Annotated in this window: 13 protein-coding genes; 3 read left to right on the top strand and 10 right to left on the bottom strand. The window is 58.0% G+C overall.

The window, feature by feature from the left end; all coding sequences use genetic code 11:
- Positions 1 to 10: 10 nt before the first annotated feature.
- The 8 genes from AHA_RS14680 to AHA_RS14715 all read right to left on the bottom strand — a co-directional run bounded on the left by AHA_RS14680 (position 11) and on the right by AHA_RS14715 (position 11,530).
- A complete protein-coding gene (locus AHA_RS14680) occupies positions 11 to 1,408 on the bottom strand; it encodes a mannose-1-phosphate guanylyltransferase/mannose-6-phosphate isomerase (protein WP_011706705.1) in 1,398 nt (465 codons plus the stop codon).
- Between the two features lie 2 nt (positions 1,409 to 1,410).
- Positions 1,411 to 1,974, bottom strand: coding sequence for a dTDP-4-dehydrorhamnose 3,5-epimerase (gene rfbC, locus AHA_RS14685; RefSeq protein WP_011706706.1), 564 nt, complete (start codon positions 1,972 to 1,974; stop codon positions 1,411 to 1,413).
- Between the two features lie 56 nt (positions 1,975 to 2,030).
- A complete protein-coding gene (gene rfbA, locus AHA_RS14690; RefSeq protein ID WP_011706707.1) occupies positions 2,031 to 2,915 on the bottom strand; it encodes a glucose-1-phosphate thymidylyltransferase RfbA in 885 nt (294 codons plus the stop codon).
- A gap of 112 nt (positions 2,916 to 3,027) precedes the next feature.
- Positions 3,028 to 3,915: a dTDP-4-dehydrorhamnose reductase gene (gene rfbD, locus AHA_RS14695; protein ID WP_011706708.1), complete on the bottom strand. Its 888-nt coding sequence runs from the start codon at positions 3,913 to 3,915 to the stop codon at positions 3,028 to 3,030.
- Entirely contained in the window at positions 3,915 to 5,000 is a 1,086-nt protein-coding gene (gene rfbB, locus AHA_RS14700; protein WP_011706709.1) for a dTDP-glucose 4,6-dehydratase, read from the bottom strand. Before rfbB ends, rfbD begins: the two co-directional genes overlap by 1 nt.
- Before the next feature lie 761 nt (positions 5,001 to 5,761).
- On the bottom strand, positions 5,762 to 7,177 hold the full coding sequence (locus AHA_RS14705) for an efflux transporter outer membrane subunit (RefSeq protein WP_011706710.1): 1,416 nt from the start codon (positions 7,175 to 7,177) through the stop codon (positions 5,762 to 5,764).
- Complete coding sequence (locus AHA_RS14710; RefSeq protein ID WP_011706711.1) at positions 7,170 to 10,319, bottom strand: efflux RND transporter permease subunit; 3,150 nt, start codon at positions 10,317 to 10,319, stop codon at positions 7,170 to 7,172. The genes AHA_RS14705 and AHA_RS14710 overlap by 8 nt, the downstream gene beginning before the upstream one ends.
- Before the next feature lie 17 nt (positions 10,320 to 10,336).
- Positions 10,337 to 11,530: an efflux RND transporter periplasmic adaptor subunit gene (locus AHA_RS14715; RefSeq protein WP_011706712.1), complete on the bottom strand. Its 1,194-nt coding sequence runs from the start codon at positions 11,528 to 11,530 to the stop codon at positions 10,337 to 10,339.
- A gap of 142 nt (positions 11,531 to 11,672) precedes the next feature.
- Here AHA_RS14715 and AHA_RS14720 point away from each other — a divergent pair, with 142 nt between their 5' ends.
- The 3 genes from AHA_RS14720 to AHA_RS14730 all read left to right on the top strand — a co-directional run bounded on the left by AHA_RS14720 (position 11,673) and on the right by AHA_RS14730 (position 14,443).
- On the top strand, positions 11,673 to 12,314 hold the full coding sequence (locus tag AHA_RS14720; protein WP_011706713.1) for a TetR family transcriptional regulator: 642 nt from the start codon (positions 11,673 to 11,675) through the stop codon (positions 12,312 to 12,314).
- 203 nt (positions 12,315 to 12,517) lie between these two features.
- Positions 12,518 to 13,069, top strand: a complete 552-nt coding sequence (locus tag AHA_RS14725) for a class I SAM-dependent methyltransferase (RefSeq protein ID WP_115586430.1) — start codon at positions 12,518 to 12,520, stop codon at positions 13,067 to 13,069.
- 195 nt (positions 13,070 to 13,264) lie between these two features.
- Complete coding sequence (locus AHA_RS14730) at positions 13,265 to 14,443, top strand: dicarboxylate/amino acid:cation symporter (protein ID WP_011706715.1); 1,179 nt, start codon at positions 13,265 to 13,267, stop codon at positions 14,441 to 14,443.
- 48 nt (positions 14,444 to 14,491) lie between these two features.
- Here AHA_RS14730 and AHA_RS14735 read toward each other — a convergent pair whose 3' ends face one another.
- Positions 14,492 to 14,860: a glyoxalase superfamily protein gene (locus AHA_RS14735; RefSeq protein ID WP_011706716.1), complete on the bottom strand. Its 369-nt coding sequence runs from the start codon at positions 14,858 to 14,860 to the stop codon at positions 14,492 to 14,494.
- A 113-nt stretch (positions 14,861 to 14,973) separates the two neighbouring features.
- Entirely contained in the window at positions 14,974 to 15,846 is an 873-nt protein-coding gene (gene tesB / locus AHA_RS14740) for an acyl-CoA thioesterase II (RefSeq protein ID WP_011706717.1), read from the bottom strand.
- Between the last annotated feature and the right edge of the window lie 91 nt (positions 15,847 to 15,937).

The following is a 15,937-nucleotide window of genomic DNA, read 5'->3' on the forward strand; positions in this document are numbered from 1 at the left end:
TGATTCCTTTTTAATAATCAATAATATCATCTTCACCCAAATACTCACCAGTTTGAACTTCTAACATAACTAAGTCGATGAGACCAGGATTTTTTAATTGATGACGATGTCCGGCAGGAATATATGTAGATTGGTTAGCTGTTAGTAATGCAACTTGATCTTCATAAAAGACCTCTGCAACACCAGATAGTACAACCCAATGCTCATTTCTATGATGATGCATTTGCATCGTTAAACTAGCACCAGGTTTAACTTCAAGTCTTTTAATTTTAAAGCGTTCACCCGCCTCAAGTAATGTATATAGACCCCAGGGGCAATAAACAGTACGATGCATTTTAAATGCATCATTATTTATCGCCTTAAGATTATTATAAATCAACTTGACATCTTGACTGTTCTCTTTATGTGCAACCAATAATGCATCTGCTGTATCAACAATAACTAGATTTTCTATACCAACTGCACCAATAACTCGATCTTCACTCGATATATAACAGTTTGAGGTAGCATGTAAAATTGCATGCCCTTGAACTGTGTTTCCATGTTCATCGGCTCGATGGAGGTCACTCATTGCAGCCCAAGAGCCAATATCACTCCAACCTATGTCACAGGGAACCACCGAAACATTGCCTGATTTCTCCATCACAGCATAGTCTATCGATATGTCCGGTACATGACTAAACGTGTCAGGATCAAGGTCAATATGTTTTACCTTTTTACTTTGAACCAGTTCTGACCTGTCTAGGCATGTTTTGGTTGCTGACAATACTTCTGGGCAATGCAAATCCATCTCTGTAATCATGGTACTTGCTTTAAAGCAAAACATGCCTGAGTTCCAGAAGAAACGACCACTTGCGACGTACTCACTCGCCTTATCCAAGGTTGGCTTTTCAACAAAACGCAATACACTTGTACCAGTGGCCTCGATATAACCATAACCGGTTTCAGGAATTGTTGGCTTAATGCCAAATGTGACTAATTGTCCTGTTTTTGCTAATTCCACTGCACAGGAAACAGCATCATCGAATGCAACCTGATCTGTGATTAAGTGATCGGCAGCTAATACTAGCAAGATCGCATCATCACCATATGTATCACGAACATAAACTGCAGCTGATGCTACTGCTGCTGCGGTGTTACGACCATAGGGTTCCAGAATAAATGAAGTCTGAACTTCATTACTATTCACCTCTTTAAATGAATCTAGTGTTTTGAAATAAAGATCTCTGTTAGTGATCGTCAAAACTTCTCTGATATCAGCTAGCTTTGCTCCACGTAGAAATGCTTTTTGCAAAAAACTTTGATTATCAGATAGTTTGATGAACGGTTTGGGATGCTGTTCACGCGAAATGGGCCATAATCTAGAGCCGCTGCCACCACACATAATTGCAGGAATTAAAACTGTCATAGCTACACCATGAAATTATAGTTAAATTTTTTAGCCATCATAAATGATTTTGCACTTGCATCTTTCCTAGACAATACAGGGAGCATATCATTATCCCATTTTATTGATAGCTGCTGATCATTCCAGCATATTGAATTTTCAAAATCTGGTTGGTAATAATTAGTTGCTTTATATAAAACTTCTGCGGTCTCTGTTCTTGTGATGAATCCATGAGCAAATCCTTCAGGAATCCATAATTGACGTTTGTTTGTATCTGACAAATGGGCTCCAACCCATCGCCCAAAAGTCGGCGAGCTTTTACGAATATCAACTGCCACATCAAATATTTCACCAATGATACAGCGCACTAACTTTCCTTGCGCATGGGGGGGAAGTTGATAGTGCAAACCACGCAATACACCTTTAGATGATTTTGAGTGATTATCTTGTACAAAGGTGACAGGGTATCCCACCGCGTCTTCAAATAGCTTATGATTGAAACTTTCAAAGAAAAAGCCACGCTCATCACTAAATACCCTAGGCTCAAATAGAAGTATGTCAGGGAGCTCAGTCTTGATTACATTCATCTCAGATATGCCAACTAAATTTATTCGTGGTAAAGAGTGGCAACACCACCCAGATATCACATCAGACTTTGTTCAACCATTTTTAGCAAATATTGTCCATAGGTATTTTTTTCTAATGGTAGCGCGAGCGCACGTACCTGCTCTACATCAATGAATTTTTTGCGATAAGCGATCTCTTCTGGGCAAGCGACTTTCAACCCCTGACGAGTTTCGATAATCTGAATAAAGTTGCTCGCTTCAATCAGGCTTTCATAGGTTCCGGTATCAAGCCAGGCATAACCGCGGCCCATCATCACCACCGATAAACTACCTTGCTCCAAGTAGATACGGTTCACATCAGTTATTTCAAGCTCGCCACGGGGCGACGGTTTCAAACTCTTGGCGATATCCACCACGCGGTTGTCGTAGAAATAGAGGCCAGTGACCGCATAGTTGCTCTTGGGATTCTGTGGCTTCTCTTCCAGTGAAATAACGGTACCTTGCTTATCAAACTCCACCACCCCATAACGCTCTGGGTCATGCACATGATAGGCAAAAATGGTAGCACCACTGTCTTTACTTGCTGCCGCTTCCAGTTGTTTCTGCAGATCATGGCCGTAGAAGATGTTGTCGCCCAGCACCAGTGCACAGGGATCTGAACCAATAAACTCTTCCCCCAAAATAAAGGCCTGCGCTAGGCCATCCGGGCTTGGCTGCACCTTGTATTGCAGATTCAAACCCCACTGGCTGCCATCGCCTAACAACTGTTCGAAACGGGGGGTATCTTGCGGGGTGCTGATGATCAAAATATCGCGAATGCCCGCCAGCATCAGGGTGCTCAGCGGATAGTAGATCATCGGCTTGTCATAGATGGGCAGCAGCTGCTTGCTCACCGCCATGGTGACTGGATAGAGACGGGTCCCAGAGCCACCGGCCAGAATAATGCCTTTACGTTTGGTCATGATGCTTGTTTTTTATTCTTAAGCTACAAAAGAAAAAAGTGGTTTGATACCACACTCTTCTGTTTTATCCCTGTCAACCAGAGATGCATTCCGTACATCCCTGGCCTGTGATTTACTTGCCGAGGATCTCGGTCAACATCCGCTCCACACCGACCGTCCAGTCCGGCAGTACCAGATCGAAGGTGCGCTGGAACTTGCTGGTATCCAAGCGGGAGTTATGAGGGCGCTTGGCCGGGGTCGGGAAGGCACTGGTCGGCACCGCATTGAGCTGTGTGACTGCCAGTTCGACCCCGGCCTCTCTGGCTTTGGCAAACACCAGCTGGGCGTAATCAAACCAGGTGGTGGTACCGGAGGCAATCAGATGGTATAGCCCGGCAACCTCGGGTCTGCTCTGCGCCACGCGAAGTACATGAGCGGTGCAATCTGCCAGCAATTCGGCACCGGTCGGGGCACCAAACTGGTCATTGATGACCGACATCTCGCTACGCTCCTTGCCAAAACGCAGCATGGTCTTGGCAAAGTTGGCACCACGGGCAGCGTAGACCCAGCTGGTGCGGAAGATCAGGTGGCGCGAGCACAGGGCTGCAGCCTGCTCACCCGCCAGCTTGGTCTCGCCGTAGACGTTGAGCGGGGCGGTCACATCGGTTTCAAGCCAAGGGCGCTCACCACTGCCATCGAACACATAGTCGGTGGAGTAGTGGACCAACCAGGCTCCCAATGCTTCAGCTTCTCTGGCAATCGCAGCCACACTGGTGATGTTGAGCAGCTCGGCAAACTCCCGCTCGCTCTCGGCTTTGTCTACCGCAGTGTGGGCCGCCGCGTTCACGATGACATCCGGCTTCACCTGGCGCACCGTCTCCGCCACACCGGCCGGCTTGCTGAAGTCACCGCAGTAGTCGGTGGAATCAAAATCGACGGCTGTGATACGGCCCAGCGGTGCCAGTGCACGTTGCAGCTCCCAGCCAACCTGACCATTCTTGCCAAACAGCAGAATATGCATCAGACACGCTCCCCGTAGTTCTGTTCGATCCAGGACTGATAGGAGCCACTCTTCACGTTGTTGACCCACTGCTGGTTATCCAGATACCACTGTACGGTTTTGCGGATACCGGATTCAAAGGTTTCTTGCGGTTGCCAGGCGAGCTCGACGCTCATCTTGCTGGCGTCAATGGCATATCGGCGGTCATGGCCAGGGCGGTCGGCCACATAAGTGATTTGATCGTGGTAGGAGCCGGTCTTGGGCACCATTTCATCCAGCAAGTCACAGATGGTATGAACAACCTCCAGATTCTGTTTCTCGTTGTGGCCGCCAATGTTGTAGGTCTCGCCGATGACACCTGTGGTAACCACGGTATAAAGCGCGCGGGCGTGATCTTCCACATAGAGCCAGTCACGGATCTGGTCACCCTTGCCGTACACCGGCAGCGGTTTGCCATCCAGGGAGTTGAGGATCACCAGCGGGATCAGCTTCTCGGGGAAGTGGTACGGGCCGTAGTTGTTGGAGCAGTTGGTGACGACGGTCGGCAGGCCGTAAGTACGGCGCCAGGCGCGCACCAGATGGTCACTGGAAGCCTTGGAGGCAGAATAGGGGCTGCTGGGAGCATAAGGGGTAGTTTCGGTGAAAAGCGGCAGTGCCACACCGAGGGCCACTTCATCCGGATGGGGCAGGTCGCCATACACCTCGTCGGTGGAGATATGGTGGAAGCGGAAAGCCGCCTTGCGTACCTCGTCCAGGCCGTTCCAGTAGGCGCGAGCCACTTCCAGCAGCATGTAGGTGCCGACGATGTTGGTCTCGATGAAGTCGGCGGGGCCGGTGATGGAACGATCAACATGGCTCTCGGCGGCCAGGTGCATCACGGCATCCGGCTGGTGCTGGGCAAACACCCGCTCCAGCTCGGCACGATTGCAGATATCCACCTGTTCAAAGGCATAACGTTCACTGCTGGCGACACTGGCCAAGGATTCCAGATTGCCCGCATAGGTGAGTTTGTCGAGGTTGAGGACTGAGTCGTTGGTATTTTGAATGATATGACGAACAACCGCCGAGCCGATAAAGCCTGCGCCACCAGTGACAAGAATTTTCATAGTTATGCTCTTGAAAATTAATAGAAAACCTAGTTTTTAGACGCACTGAATCGACGATGCCCCTCGTCTTCGCAGAGAATGTCTGATGCTGTGCAAATCAAACGCAATAGCTACCGCCCCTGAGTTACAGCCCCCAGTTTGCTGCTTTTAACCAGAATGTGTGTGCTGTTGGTCATGATGCCCTCCAGCTTGGGATTGTTCTGCCATCGTCCCTGATGACAAGATTGCTATCTGCTTTGCCTTCAGCTTGGTCATTGCACAAGCTGAAGGCATATAAATTGCCATGCCCCAAAGGCAAAGTCTGGATTCTAGCGCCTTTCCCGGCAGCTTGAATAGTCAAAACAACCTTGCTCAAAACAAGTCATCTACAACCCATTTTGCTGTTGCTCAACACTCTAATTGGCGGCCGGAAATGTTCGGTCATCATTCAAAAAGCCCCTATCGACACCTTATCATCATCTTCCACTGCTGATATCCCAAGTAAAAATAGTGATACATAGCGTATCGGAGTGGAGCTAGCTCACAAGAACACCATTTTGCTATAACCCTTGCAGAAGATGAGTAACACTTTCTTACAATTGCCATTCACTGAATGCTCAGGATCCAGGACTTTTCACCCATCTCTGCAGCCTGCCGATAGACTGTCTGCACGACGTATTATGTCATTTGGGCTTCATATGTATATGTTTTTGCTCAAAAGAAACGGGGCGAACCCGATGGTTCGCCCCGTATTGACCTGCTGATGGAAGGTATGAGTGTGCCTACTGCTGACGCTCGCCCTTGCCACCCTCGGTATCGGTGGCTTGCCAGCCGCCGCCGACGGCCTTGTAGAGCGCGACCTGGTTGCTGAGCTGCGCCAGACGGGTACTGATCAGCCCCTGTTTGGCACTGAACAGCGAGCGCTGGGCATCGAGTCGGGTGAGATAACTGTCCACCCCTTTCTCGTAGCGCACCTCCGCCAGCTTGAAGTAGGTCTGGTTCGCCTCCACCAGTGCCTGCTGCGCCTGCAGTTGCTTCTGGTAGTCAACCTGGGCGCCGAGCGTATCTGCCACTTCCTTGAACGCGGTCTGGATGCTCTTCTCGTAGCTCGCCACCGCCTGCCTGGTGCTCACCTCGGCCACGTCCAGATCCGCGATGCGCTTGCCGCCGTCAAAAATCGGCAGATTGATCTGCGGCATGAAGGTCCAGGTACCGGTGCCGCCGTCAAACAGCCCGCTCAGCTGGTTGCTGGCGGAGCCCGCCGTCGCGGTCAGCGAGATGGTCGGGAAGAAGGCCGCACGGGCGGCGCCGATATTGGCATTGGCCGCCTTCAGGCTGTGCTCGGCCGCCAGGATGTCCGGGCGCTGTTGCAGCAGGCTGGATGGGGCGCCCACCGGGATGGCCGCCAGTTGCACCTCGGCCAGGGTCGCCGGCTCGGTCATCAGCGCGGGGACGCCGGTCCCGAGCAGCAGCGCCAGGCCGTTGCGATCCTGCTTCACCTGCCGCTGATACTGGGCCAGGCTCACTTTGGCACTTTCCAGCGCGGTACGGCCCTGGGCCAGCTCCATTTCGGAGGCGGCCCCCAGCCGGTACTTGTGCTCGGTCAGGCCATAGCTCTCCTGCTCGGTGGCCAGGGTCGCCTCGCTCAGCGCGAGCAACTCCTGATCCGCCAGCAGGTTGAGATAGGCGTTGGCCACCGAGGCGATCAGCGCGATCTGGGTGCTGCGCTGGGTCTCCACCTGCGCCAGATAGTTTTCCAGCGCCTGATCTTTGAGGCTCTGGATCCGGCCGAACAGGTCCAGCTCGTAGGAGGTGATGCCGATGTTGGCGCCGTACTGGCTGCTGATGGTGCCCTGCCCCGTGCTGCTGAGATCGTCCGATCCCTGCTGGCGGGTACCCGAGCCATTGGCCGCCAGGGTCGGCAGCTGGGCCGCCCGCTGGATCCGGTATCTGGCCTCGTAGGCCTCCACGTTGAGGGCCGCGATGCGCAGATCCCGGTTGTTCTCAAGAGCCGTGGCGATCAACTGCTGCAGGGCGGGATCGAGGAACTGCTGGCGCCAGGGGGAAACGGCCGCCTCCCCTGCCTGGTTGCTCTGCCAAGCGGCGCCTTGCGGCAGCTCGGGTCGCTGGTAATCGGGGGCCATGGAACAGCCCCCCAGCAGCAGCGTCACGCTCAGGGCGATCAGGGTCTTAGTCATGTTTGATCTCCTCGGCATGGGCCAGACGCGCCTGCTTGGTGCTGTGCTTGGTGAAATAGCGCATCACCAGCACGAAGAACAGCGGCACGAAGAAGATGGCCAGCACGGTGGCACTGATCATCCCCCCCATCACGCCGGTACCGATGGCGTTGCGGCTGCTGGCGCCGGCCCCGGTACTGATCACCAGCGGCAATACGCCGAGGATGAAGGCGAGCGAGGTCATCAGGATCGGACGCAGACGCAGGCGCGCCGCCTCCACCACGGCTTCGCTCAGCCCCATGCCCCTGTCATAGAGTTCCTTGGCGAACTCGACGATGAGGATCGCGTTCTTGGCCGACAGGCCTATGGTGGTAAGCAGACCAACCTGGAAGTAGACGTCGTTCTCCAGCCCGCGCAGGGTGGCGGCCACAATGGCCCCCAGCACCCCGAGCGGCACCACCAGCATCACCGAGAACGGAATGCTCCAGCTCTCGTAGAGGGCGGCCAGACAGAGGAACACCACCAGCAGGGAGATGGCGTACAGGGCCGGCGCCTGAGAGCCCGCCTGCCGCTCCTGATAGGAGAGACCGGTCCACTCGATGCCGATGCCTTCCGGCAGTTGCTTCACCATCTGCTCGATGGCGGCCATGGCGTCACCGGTACTCTTGCCCGGCGCTGCTTCCCCGACGATCTCCATCGCCGGCACGCCGTTGTAACGCTCCAGCCGTGGCGAGCCGAAGCTCCAGTCGGTGCTGGCAAAGGCGGAGAAGGGCACCATCTGACCGGCGCTGTTGCGCACGTACCAAAGCTTGAGATCCTCCGGGTTCATCCGAAAGGGGGCATCCGCCTGCAGATAGACCTTCTTGACCCGGCCTCTGTCGACGAAGTCGTTCACATAGGCAGAGCCCCAGGCACTGGAGAGCGTGCTGTTGATGTCGCTGATGGAGAGCCCCTGCGCCAACGCCTTCTCGTAGTCGATCTTGATGTCGAGCTGGGGGGTGTCTTCCATCCCGTTCGGGCGCACTCGTACCAGGTTGGGATCCTGCGCCGCCATGCCGAGCAGCTGGTTGCGCGCCGCCATCAGCTTGTCGTGGCCCACGCCGGCCCGATCCTGCAGGAAGAAGTCAAAACCGGTCGCCGTTCCCAGTTCCGGGATCGGAGGCAGGTTGAAGGCGAACACCTGGGCTTCCTTGATGCTGAACAGGTAGCCCATGGCACGGCCGATGATGGCATTGGCGCTGCGATCGGGCGTGTTGCGCTCCTTCCAGTCTTTCAGCTTGATGAACGCCATGCCGCTGTTCTGACCGCTACCGGCGAAGCTGAAGCCCGCCACCGTCAGCACGGAGTCGACATTGTCCTTCTCGTTTTTCATGAAGTAGTCGCGCATGTCGGCCAGCACCACCTCGGTGCGCTGCTTGGTCGCTCCGACCGGCAGTTGCACCATGGACATGATGACCCCCTGATCCTCTTCCGGCAGGAAGGAGGTGGGCATGCGCATGAACAGGATGGCCAGTACCGCCAGCATGGCGGCGTAGATGATGCCGTAGCGCACCCCTTGCTTGACCACCTTGCGCACGCCGCTCTGGTAGCGGTTGGCGCTGGCGTCGAAGGCCCGGTTGAACCAGCCGAAGAACCCGCGCTTGGCACCGAACTCGCCATGCTTGATGGGCTTGAGCAGGGTGGCGCACAGGGCTGGGGTCAGGATCAGCGCTACCAGCACCGACAGCACCATGGCCGAGACGATGGTGAGCGAGAACTGGCGATAGATGGCACCGGTCGAACCGCCGAAGAAGGCCATCGGCACGAACACCGCCGAGAGCACCAGGGCGATCCCCACCAGGGCACCGGTGATCTGGGTCATGGACTTGCGGGTCGCCTCGAGCGGAGAGAGATCCTCCTCGCTCATCAGGCGCTCCACGTTCTCCACCACCACGATGGCGTCATCCACCAACAGGCCGATGGCCAGCACCAGACCGAACATGGTCAGGGTGTTGATGGAGAAGCCGAACGCCGACATGACACCGAAGGTTCCCAGCAGCACCACGGGCACCGCGATGGTCGGGATCAGGGTGGCGCGGAAGTTCTGCAGGAACAGATACATCACGCAGAACACCAGGAAGATCGCCTCCACCAGGGTCTGTACCACCTCCTCGATGGAGATCTTCACGAACGGTGTGGTGTCGTACGGGTAGACAATCTCCATGTTGGCCGGGAAGTAGGTGGAGAGCTCATTCAGCTTGCCACGCACCTTCTCGGCGGTATCCAGCGCGTTGGCACCGGTCGCCAGCTTGATGGCGACCGCCGCGGTGGACTGACCGTTGTAGAGCGCCTCGGCATCGTAGCTTTCACCGGCCAGTTCGACCCGGGCCACGTCTTTGAGCCGCACCTTGGAGCCGTCCTGGTTCACCCGCAGCAGGATGTCGTTGAACTCCTCCACGGTGGAGAGCCGGGTCTGCCCCATGATGGTGGCGGTAAACCGCTGATCGCTCACCGCCGGGGTGCCCCCCAGCTTGCCAAAGGCCACCTGGGTATTCTGCGCCTTGATGGCGGCCTGTACGTCACCCGGGGTCATCTGCACCCGGTTGAGCTTGTTGGGATCGAGCCAGACCCGCATGGAGTACTGGCTGCCGAACAGGGTGATGTCCCCTACCCCGTCCAGACGACTGAGCGGTTCCTTGATGTTGGCCACCACGTAGTCGGCCAGGTCATCGTTGGTCATGGCGCCATCTTTGGAGATGAAGGCGGCCACCATCAGGAAGCTGCTGGAGGTCTTCTGGACCCGGATCCCCTGCTGCTGCACCTCTTGCGGCAACAGCGACATGGCTTGCTGCAGCTTGTTCTGCACCTGCACCTGGGCGATGTCGGGGTCGGTCCCCGGCTGGAAGGTGAGGGTGACCGATACCCGGCCGGAGGAGTCCGACTGGGAGGACATGTAGAGCAGGTGATCCAGTCCGGTCATGTTCTGCTCGATGATCTGGGTCACCGAGTCTTCCACCGTCTTGGCGGAAGCCCCCGGGTAGCTGGCGGAAATACCCACCGCCGGCGGCGCAATGCTCGGGTACTGGGCGACCGGCAGCTTGATGATGGCCAGGCTCCCCGCCAGCATGATCACCAGGGCGATCACCCAGGCGAAAATGGGTCTGTCTATGAAAAATCGTGCCATGAGGCGACTACTCCATCCTACTTGTTGGCCGGGGCATTGGCCGGCGCCTGGGCAGACTGCGCAGCGGCACTCTGTTCAGCAGGTGCCACGACGACCCCGGGTTTTACCTTTTGCAGGCCGGCGACGATCACCCGTTCGCCCGCCTTGAGACCGGATTCCACCACCCAGTCACTGCCGACGATGCGGCCCAGCTGCACTTCACGCAGCTCCACCTTGTTGTCCGCCGTCACCACCATCACGGTGGCGCCGCCTTTCGGGGTACGGGTCACCGCGGTCTGCGGCACCAACAGCCCTTCGGCGCGCTCACCCTCCTGCAGGGTGGCACGCATGAACATGCCTGGCAGCAGCAGCTGATGAGGGTTGGGGACGATCACCCGCAGGGTCACCATGCCGGTGGTCTCATCCACGGTCACGTCGGAGAACTGCAGCGAGCCCTCTTCGCCGTAGGTGGAGCCATCTTCCAGCTGGAAGCTCACCCGGGCGCCTTTCTGCTCGTCCTGGGTCAGCTTGCCGGCCGCCACCTGGCGCTTGAGGCGCAGCAGATCGGCGGTGGACTGGCGCACGTCCACATACATGGGATCGAGCTGCTGGATGGAAGTGAGGCTGTCGGCCTGCTGGGCCGTCACCAGTGCCCCCTCGGTCACCGCGGACTTGCCGATGCGGCCGCTGATGGGGGCCGTGATGCGGGTGTAGGCCAGGTTGATGTTGGCGGTCTGCAGCGCCGCCTTGGCGGCACCGATTTCGGCCAGCTGCTGCTTCCAGGCCGCGTCGGCGTCGTCATACTCCTGGCTGCTGATGGCCTTCACCTTCACCAGCTCGGCATAGCGCTTGGCCTTGAGGCGGGCGCTCTGCTCGTTGGCCTGCGCCTTGGCCAGGTTGGCTTTGGCACTGGCCACCGCGGCCTGATAGACGGCGGGGTCGATCTGGTACAGCAGCTGGCCGGCCTTGACGTCGCTGCCCTCGGTAAAGAGACGCTTGAGAATGATGCCGCTCACCTGGGGGCGTACTTCGGCGACCCGCAGCGGGGCGCTGCGACCGGTCAGCTCGGTGGTGAGCTGCAGTGGCGCCGTGTGCAGGGTGACGACATCCACCGCAGCCGGTGGCATCGCACCGGGCCCCTGCTGGGTACTGCCCTGTTCGCCGCAAGCGGTCAGCAGACCGCTCGCCAGCAGCGCAAGGCCGACTGAACGTGCGAGAATATGTTTATGCATGGAGAACCTGAGCCTCTGTCTATCAATGAATAACCACAGGGTTTATAGGACCCGGTTGGTAAAATCGGAAAGATGAGGCAATATACATACATTCATAAATGTATGTAAGTGACTTTTTTACTTTTACAAGGTGCGCGCAGAGATGGCCAGAAGAACCAAAGAAGAGGCGCAGCAGACCCGCTGCCACATCATGAGTACGGCCCTGGATCTGTTCTGCTCACACGGCCTGGCCAAGACCAGCCTGACCGACATCGCCAGGGCAGCCGAGCTGACCCGTGGCGCCATTTACTGGCATTTCAAGAACAAGGAAGAGCTGTTCGTCTCCCTCTGGGAGGAGCTGTGCCAACCCCTCTCCCACCAGCTCGATGCTTGCGTCTCCGAACTGGAGCCCGACCCCCTCGGCAAGCTGCGTACCTTCCTCAAGGAGGTGCTGGTCAAAATCTGCACCAACCCGGCCCATCAGCAGATGTTCACCATCATGTTCAACCTGGAGTCGCTGGAGGGGGAAGCCATCTCCTTGCGCGAACACATGCGCAGCCAGTCCAGCAACTTCTTCCGGGATCTGGAAACCACCCTGGGCAATGCAGTGCGCCTCGGCCAGCTGCCGCAGGGGCTGGATCTGCAGCGGGCCGCCACCCTGCTGCACTGCACCCTGGATGGCTACATAATCAACTGGCTGCACTTTCCGGAGCGCATCGATCTGCGCCAAGAGGCCGACTTCCTGCTGGACAGCCTGTTCGCCCTGATCGCCCTGCCAACCGGACCGGCCGCCCGTCGCCTCTGAGCCAGCAAGGCAGAACACTGGCGGCCCTTATCCATCGCAGACAACCCCTCACTTCCTTCCATCTCCTTCCATCACTTTGGCGCCCAGGCGCCAAATTGGCTCAAGTTTGCTATAGTCACGCCCCCGAAATTGAGTTGCGCCCCCCAACCAAGGTGCCCGCCATGTCCCGTTCATCCTCCTCTTGCCCTCTGGCCTCCATTGCCATGCCCTCAGCCGACCCATGGTCAGCGGCGCGCCAATCGTTTCTGGCGCTGCTCCCCCCCGGCGCCCACCTGCTGGAGGCGGGCTGCGGCGAAGGCGACGATCTCTGCTTCTTTCGCCAGCAGGGGCTGGTGGTGACGGCCTTCGATGCCCGCCTGGCACAGGCCAGGGTAGCCTCGCGGCACAGCGGCCAGCCGGTGCGGGTCTGCCGCATCGAGCAGTTGCATAGCGTGGTGCCCTATGACGGCATCTGGGCGCGTGGAGCCTTGCCGGCGATCGCGCCAGACGAGCTCAGCGACGCGCTGGCCCATCTGGCCGGCCTGCTCAAGCCCGCCGGAGCGCTCTATTGCGCCTTTCCCCACCCCAGTGGCCAGCTCGTTACCACCGGCAGCACACCTGCTGATCCCGCAGCCCAAGCGCACCTATCCCTGACCCGGCTCGATGAGGGCGGCCTGCGCCGGCTCATCGCCCCGCTGCCGCTGCAACTGCAGCAGTGTTGGGAGAGCGAGCAGACGGATGGCCGCTGGCTGCACGCCCTGCTGATCCGCGCCTGAAAGGGCGTGCCAAATTAATCACCCACCGCACCTCGCACTCACCTCGCCAGTGGCTATCACCACCACGATCACATTTAACAATATTTAACTCGACATTAACGCACGAACGACAGACATGATGCGGATTTTGTGTTAAAAAGCGGCATTAAAATCAAAATTAAATAACAAATCAGACACTAACACCTGGATTTACTTATGAAACTTGTCCTCAAACTGGTTGCCGGCATCCTCGCCGGTCTCTTGCTCGGTCTCTACGCCCCGGAATGGGTCGCACGCGTGCTGTTTACGGCCAAGACAGTTATAGGTCAGCTGATCACCTTCACCATTCCGCTCATCATCCTGTTCTTCATCATGAGCGGCATCGCCAGCCTGCCGAAGAACTCCGGCAAGCTGCTGGGCAAGACGGTCGCCCTCTCCTACTGCTCCACCATACTGGCGGGCCTGTTCGCCTTTACCGTGGCCAGCAACCTGATCCCGCGCCTGACCACCGCCGCCGAGCCCACCGCCGAGAGCGCCATCAAGCTCGCCTCCTACATCAACCTGGAGATCCCGCCGCTGTTCGGGGTGATGTCGGCGCTGGCCGCCGCCTTCGTGTTCGGCATCGGCATCAGCGCCACCCAGGCCACCGATCTGCGCCGGGTCGCCGATCAGGGCCGCGACATCATCGACCGCCTGCTGGCCAAGGTGATCATCCCGCTGTTGCCGTTCTACATCGCAGGCGTCTTCGTCGAGATGACGGTGGAAGGCACCGTATTCGCCACCCTGAAAACCTTCGGCGTGGTGCTGGTGATGGCCATCGTCATGCACTGGCTCTGGCTCTCCGTGCTGTTCGTCGGCACCGGTCTGGCCCTGGGACGCTCCCCGGCCCAGCTCATCAAGAACATGCTGCCGGCCTACTTCACTGCCCTCGGTACCATGTCCAGCGCCGCCACCATCCCGGTCGCCCTGCAGGCCAGCAAGAACAACGGCGTGAGCGATGGCATCGCCAACTTCACCGTGCCGCTGTGCGCCACCATTCACCTGTGTGGCTCCACCATCACGCTAGTGACCTGTGCCACCGCGGTAATGTTCCTCTCCGAGCATCTGGCCATTCCAGGCATAGACACCATGCTGCCCTTCATCATGATGCTGGGTGTCATCATGATCGCCGCGCCGGGTGCCCCGGGTGGCGGCGTCATGTCCGCGCTGGGTCTGCTCACCTCCATGCTGGGGTTCGGTGAGGCCTCCATCGCCCTGATGATCGCCCTCTACCTGGCCCAGGACAGCTTCGGCACTGCCTGCAACGTCACCGGCGACGGCGTCATCGCCCTGTGGGCCGACCGTTTCGCCCAGAGCGGCGAGCCAGCGCTCAGCGCCGAGCAAGACGCCGCCTGATAGAGCAAGCAGATAAAAAAACGGGAGCCATCGGCTCCCGTTTTTTTATTAGGTGTTTTCTTCCGGCGGCAGCGACTCGGTAAAGATCAGCCGGTTACCGAAGGGATCCCGGACCTGCAGCTCGCGGCAGCCCCAGGGCATGGTCTCGATGGCGGGTCTGGCGTTGGGATACCCCTTGGCCTGCCACTCAGCAAACAGGGCATCAAGCTTGTCGGTCGAGAGCCGCAGAGCCGCTCCCGGGCAGGCATCCCCGTGATGCTCGGAGAGGTGGATGACCCAGTCCCCTCGAGAGACCTGCAAGTAGAGCGGCATATCCGGGCCAAACCTGTGCTCCCAGTCGATGATAAATCCCAGGTAATCGAGGTAGAAAGCGCGCAACTTGCCTTCATCGAAGCTGCGCAGGATGGGTATGATCATGATGTCTCTCCTCTGCCGTTTGGGTAGTCGGGGTAAAGCCCCAAAGTCTGACCTGCGCAAAACTGCGCAGGTCAGACACTATCATGGCGTCCCTCTGCGGCTATTTTCCCTGCTCATGGGTTACTGCCACGACGGCGGATCACCCCTTCCTGCGCCGTGCTCGCCACCAGCACACCGTCGCGGGTGAAGAACTGGCCGCGCACCAGGCCACGACCGGCGCTGGCGCTCGGGCTGTCCACCACGTAGAGCAGCCAGTCGTCCAGCCGGAAGTCCCGGTGGAACCACATGGAGTGATCGATGGTGGCCACCTGCATGTCCGGCTCCCAGTACGACACGCCGTGGGGCTGCAGGGCAGTGAACAGGAAATGGAAGTCGGAGGCATAGGCCAGCAGGTACTTGTGCACCCGCTGATCGTCCGGCATCTGGCCATTGGCCTTGAACCAGACGTGGCGCAGCGGCTCATGCACGTCGGGACGGATCGGGTCGACCAGGGTCACCGGGCGAATTTCGATGGGCTTCTCGCACATGATCTTGTCGCGCAGGGCGGGCGGGATCTGCTGCTCGTAGGGACGCACCAGCTCCAGCTCGCTCTTGAGCTGCTCGGGGGGCGTGATCCCCGCCGGCATGGCAATCTGGTGTTCAAAGCCGTCCGCCTCGACCTGGAAGGAGGCGTTGAGATAGAAGATGGGCTTGCCGCCCTGAATGGCCTTGACCCGACGGGTGGAGACGGTCTGACCGTCGCGGATGTTCTCCACGTCGTAGACGATGGGACGGTTGGCATCGCCGGGGCGCAGGAAGTAGGAGTGGAAGCTGTGCACCTGGCGATCGCTTGCCACCGTCTGTTTGGCGGCTGACAAGGCCTGCCCCATTACCTGTCCGCCAAACACGGCCCGCAGACCGAGATCCTGGCTCTGGCCCCGAAACAGGCCCTCCTCGATTTTTTCGAGCGCCAGCAACGCCAGCAGCTCATCAAGTACCTTGCTCATTATTATCTCCTGTGTCAGTGCGGGAAGGCTAACAAGCCCGCCCGTGCCGAGCAACCACCCCCGCCCCTGCCAGTCGCCTGCCCGGCCCCAT

This window comes from Aeromonas hydrophila subsp. hydrophila ATCC 7966, assembly GCF_000014805.1.
Classification (GTDB): Bacteria; Pseudomonadota; Gammaproteobacteria; order Enterobacterales; family Aeromonadaceae; genus Aeromonas; species Aeromonas hydrophila.

Excerpts from the sequence above, each read along its gene's own strand:
- AHA_RS14680 (WP_011706705.1), bottom strand. The coding sequence starts at position 1,408 with ATGACAGTTTTAATTCCTGCAATTATGTGTGGTGGCAGCGGCTCTAGA.
- rfbC (WP_011706706.1), bottom strand. The coding sequence starts at position 1,974 with ATGAATGTAATCAAGACTGAGCTCCCTGACATACTTCTATTTGAGCCT.
- rfbA (WP_011706707.1), bottom strand. The coding sequence starts at position 2,915 with ATGACCAAACGTAAAGGCATTATTCTGGCCGGTGGCTCTGGGACCCGT.
- rfbD (WP_011706708.1), bottom strand. The coding sequence starts at position 3,915 with ATGCATATTCTGCTGTTTGGCAAGAATGGTCAGGTTGGCTGGGAGCTG.
- rfbB (WP_011706709.1), bottom strand. The coding sequence starts at position 5,000 with ATGAAAATTCTTGTCACTGGTGGCGCAGGCTTTATCGGCTCGGCGGTT.
- AHA_RS14705 (WP_011706710.1), bottom strand. The coding sequence starts at position 7,177 with ATGACTAAGACCCTGATCGCCCTGAGCGTGACGCTGCTGCTGGGGGGC.
- AHA_RS14710 (WP_011706711.1), bottom strand. The coding sequence starts at position 10,319 with ATGGCACGATTTTTCATAGACAGACCCATTTTCGCCTGGGTGATCGCC.
- AHA_RS14715 (WP_011706712.1), bottom strand. The coding sequence starts at position 11,530 with ATGCATAAACATATTCTCGCACGTTCAGTCGGCCTTGCGCTGCTGGCG.
- AHA_RS14720 (WP_011706713.1), top strand. The coding sequence starts at position 11,673 with ATGGCCAGAAGAACCAAAGAAGAGGCGCAGCAGACCCGCTGCCACATC.
- AHA_RS14725 (WP_115586430.1), top strand. The coding sequence starts at position 12,518 with ATGCCCTCAGCCGACCCATGGTCAGCGGCGCGCCAATCGTTTCTGGCG.
- AHA_RS14730 (WP_011706715.1), top strand. The coding sequence starts at position 13,265 with ATGAAACTTGTCCTCAAACTGGTTGCCGGCATCCTCGCCGGTCTCTTG.
- AHA_RS14735 (WP_011706716.1), bottom strand. The coding sequence starts at position 14,860 with ATGATCATACCCATCCTGCGCAGCTTCGATGAAGGCAAGTTGCGCGCT.
- tesB (WP_011706717.1), bottom strand. The coding sequence starts at position 15,846 with ATGAGCAAGGTACTTGATGAGCTGCTGGCGTTGCTGGCGCTCGAAAAA.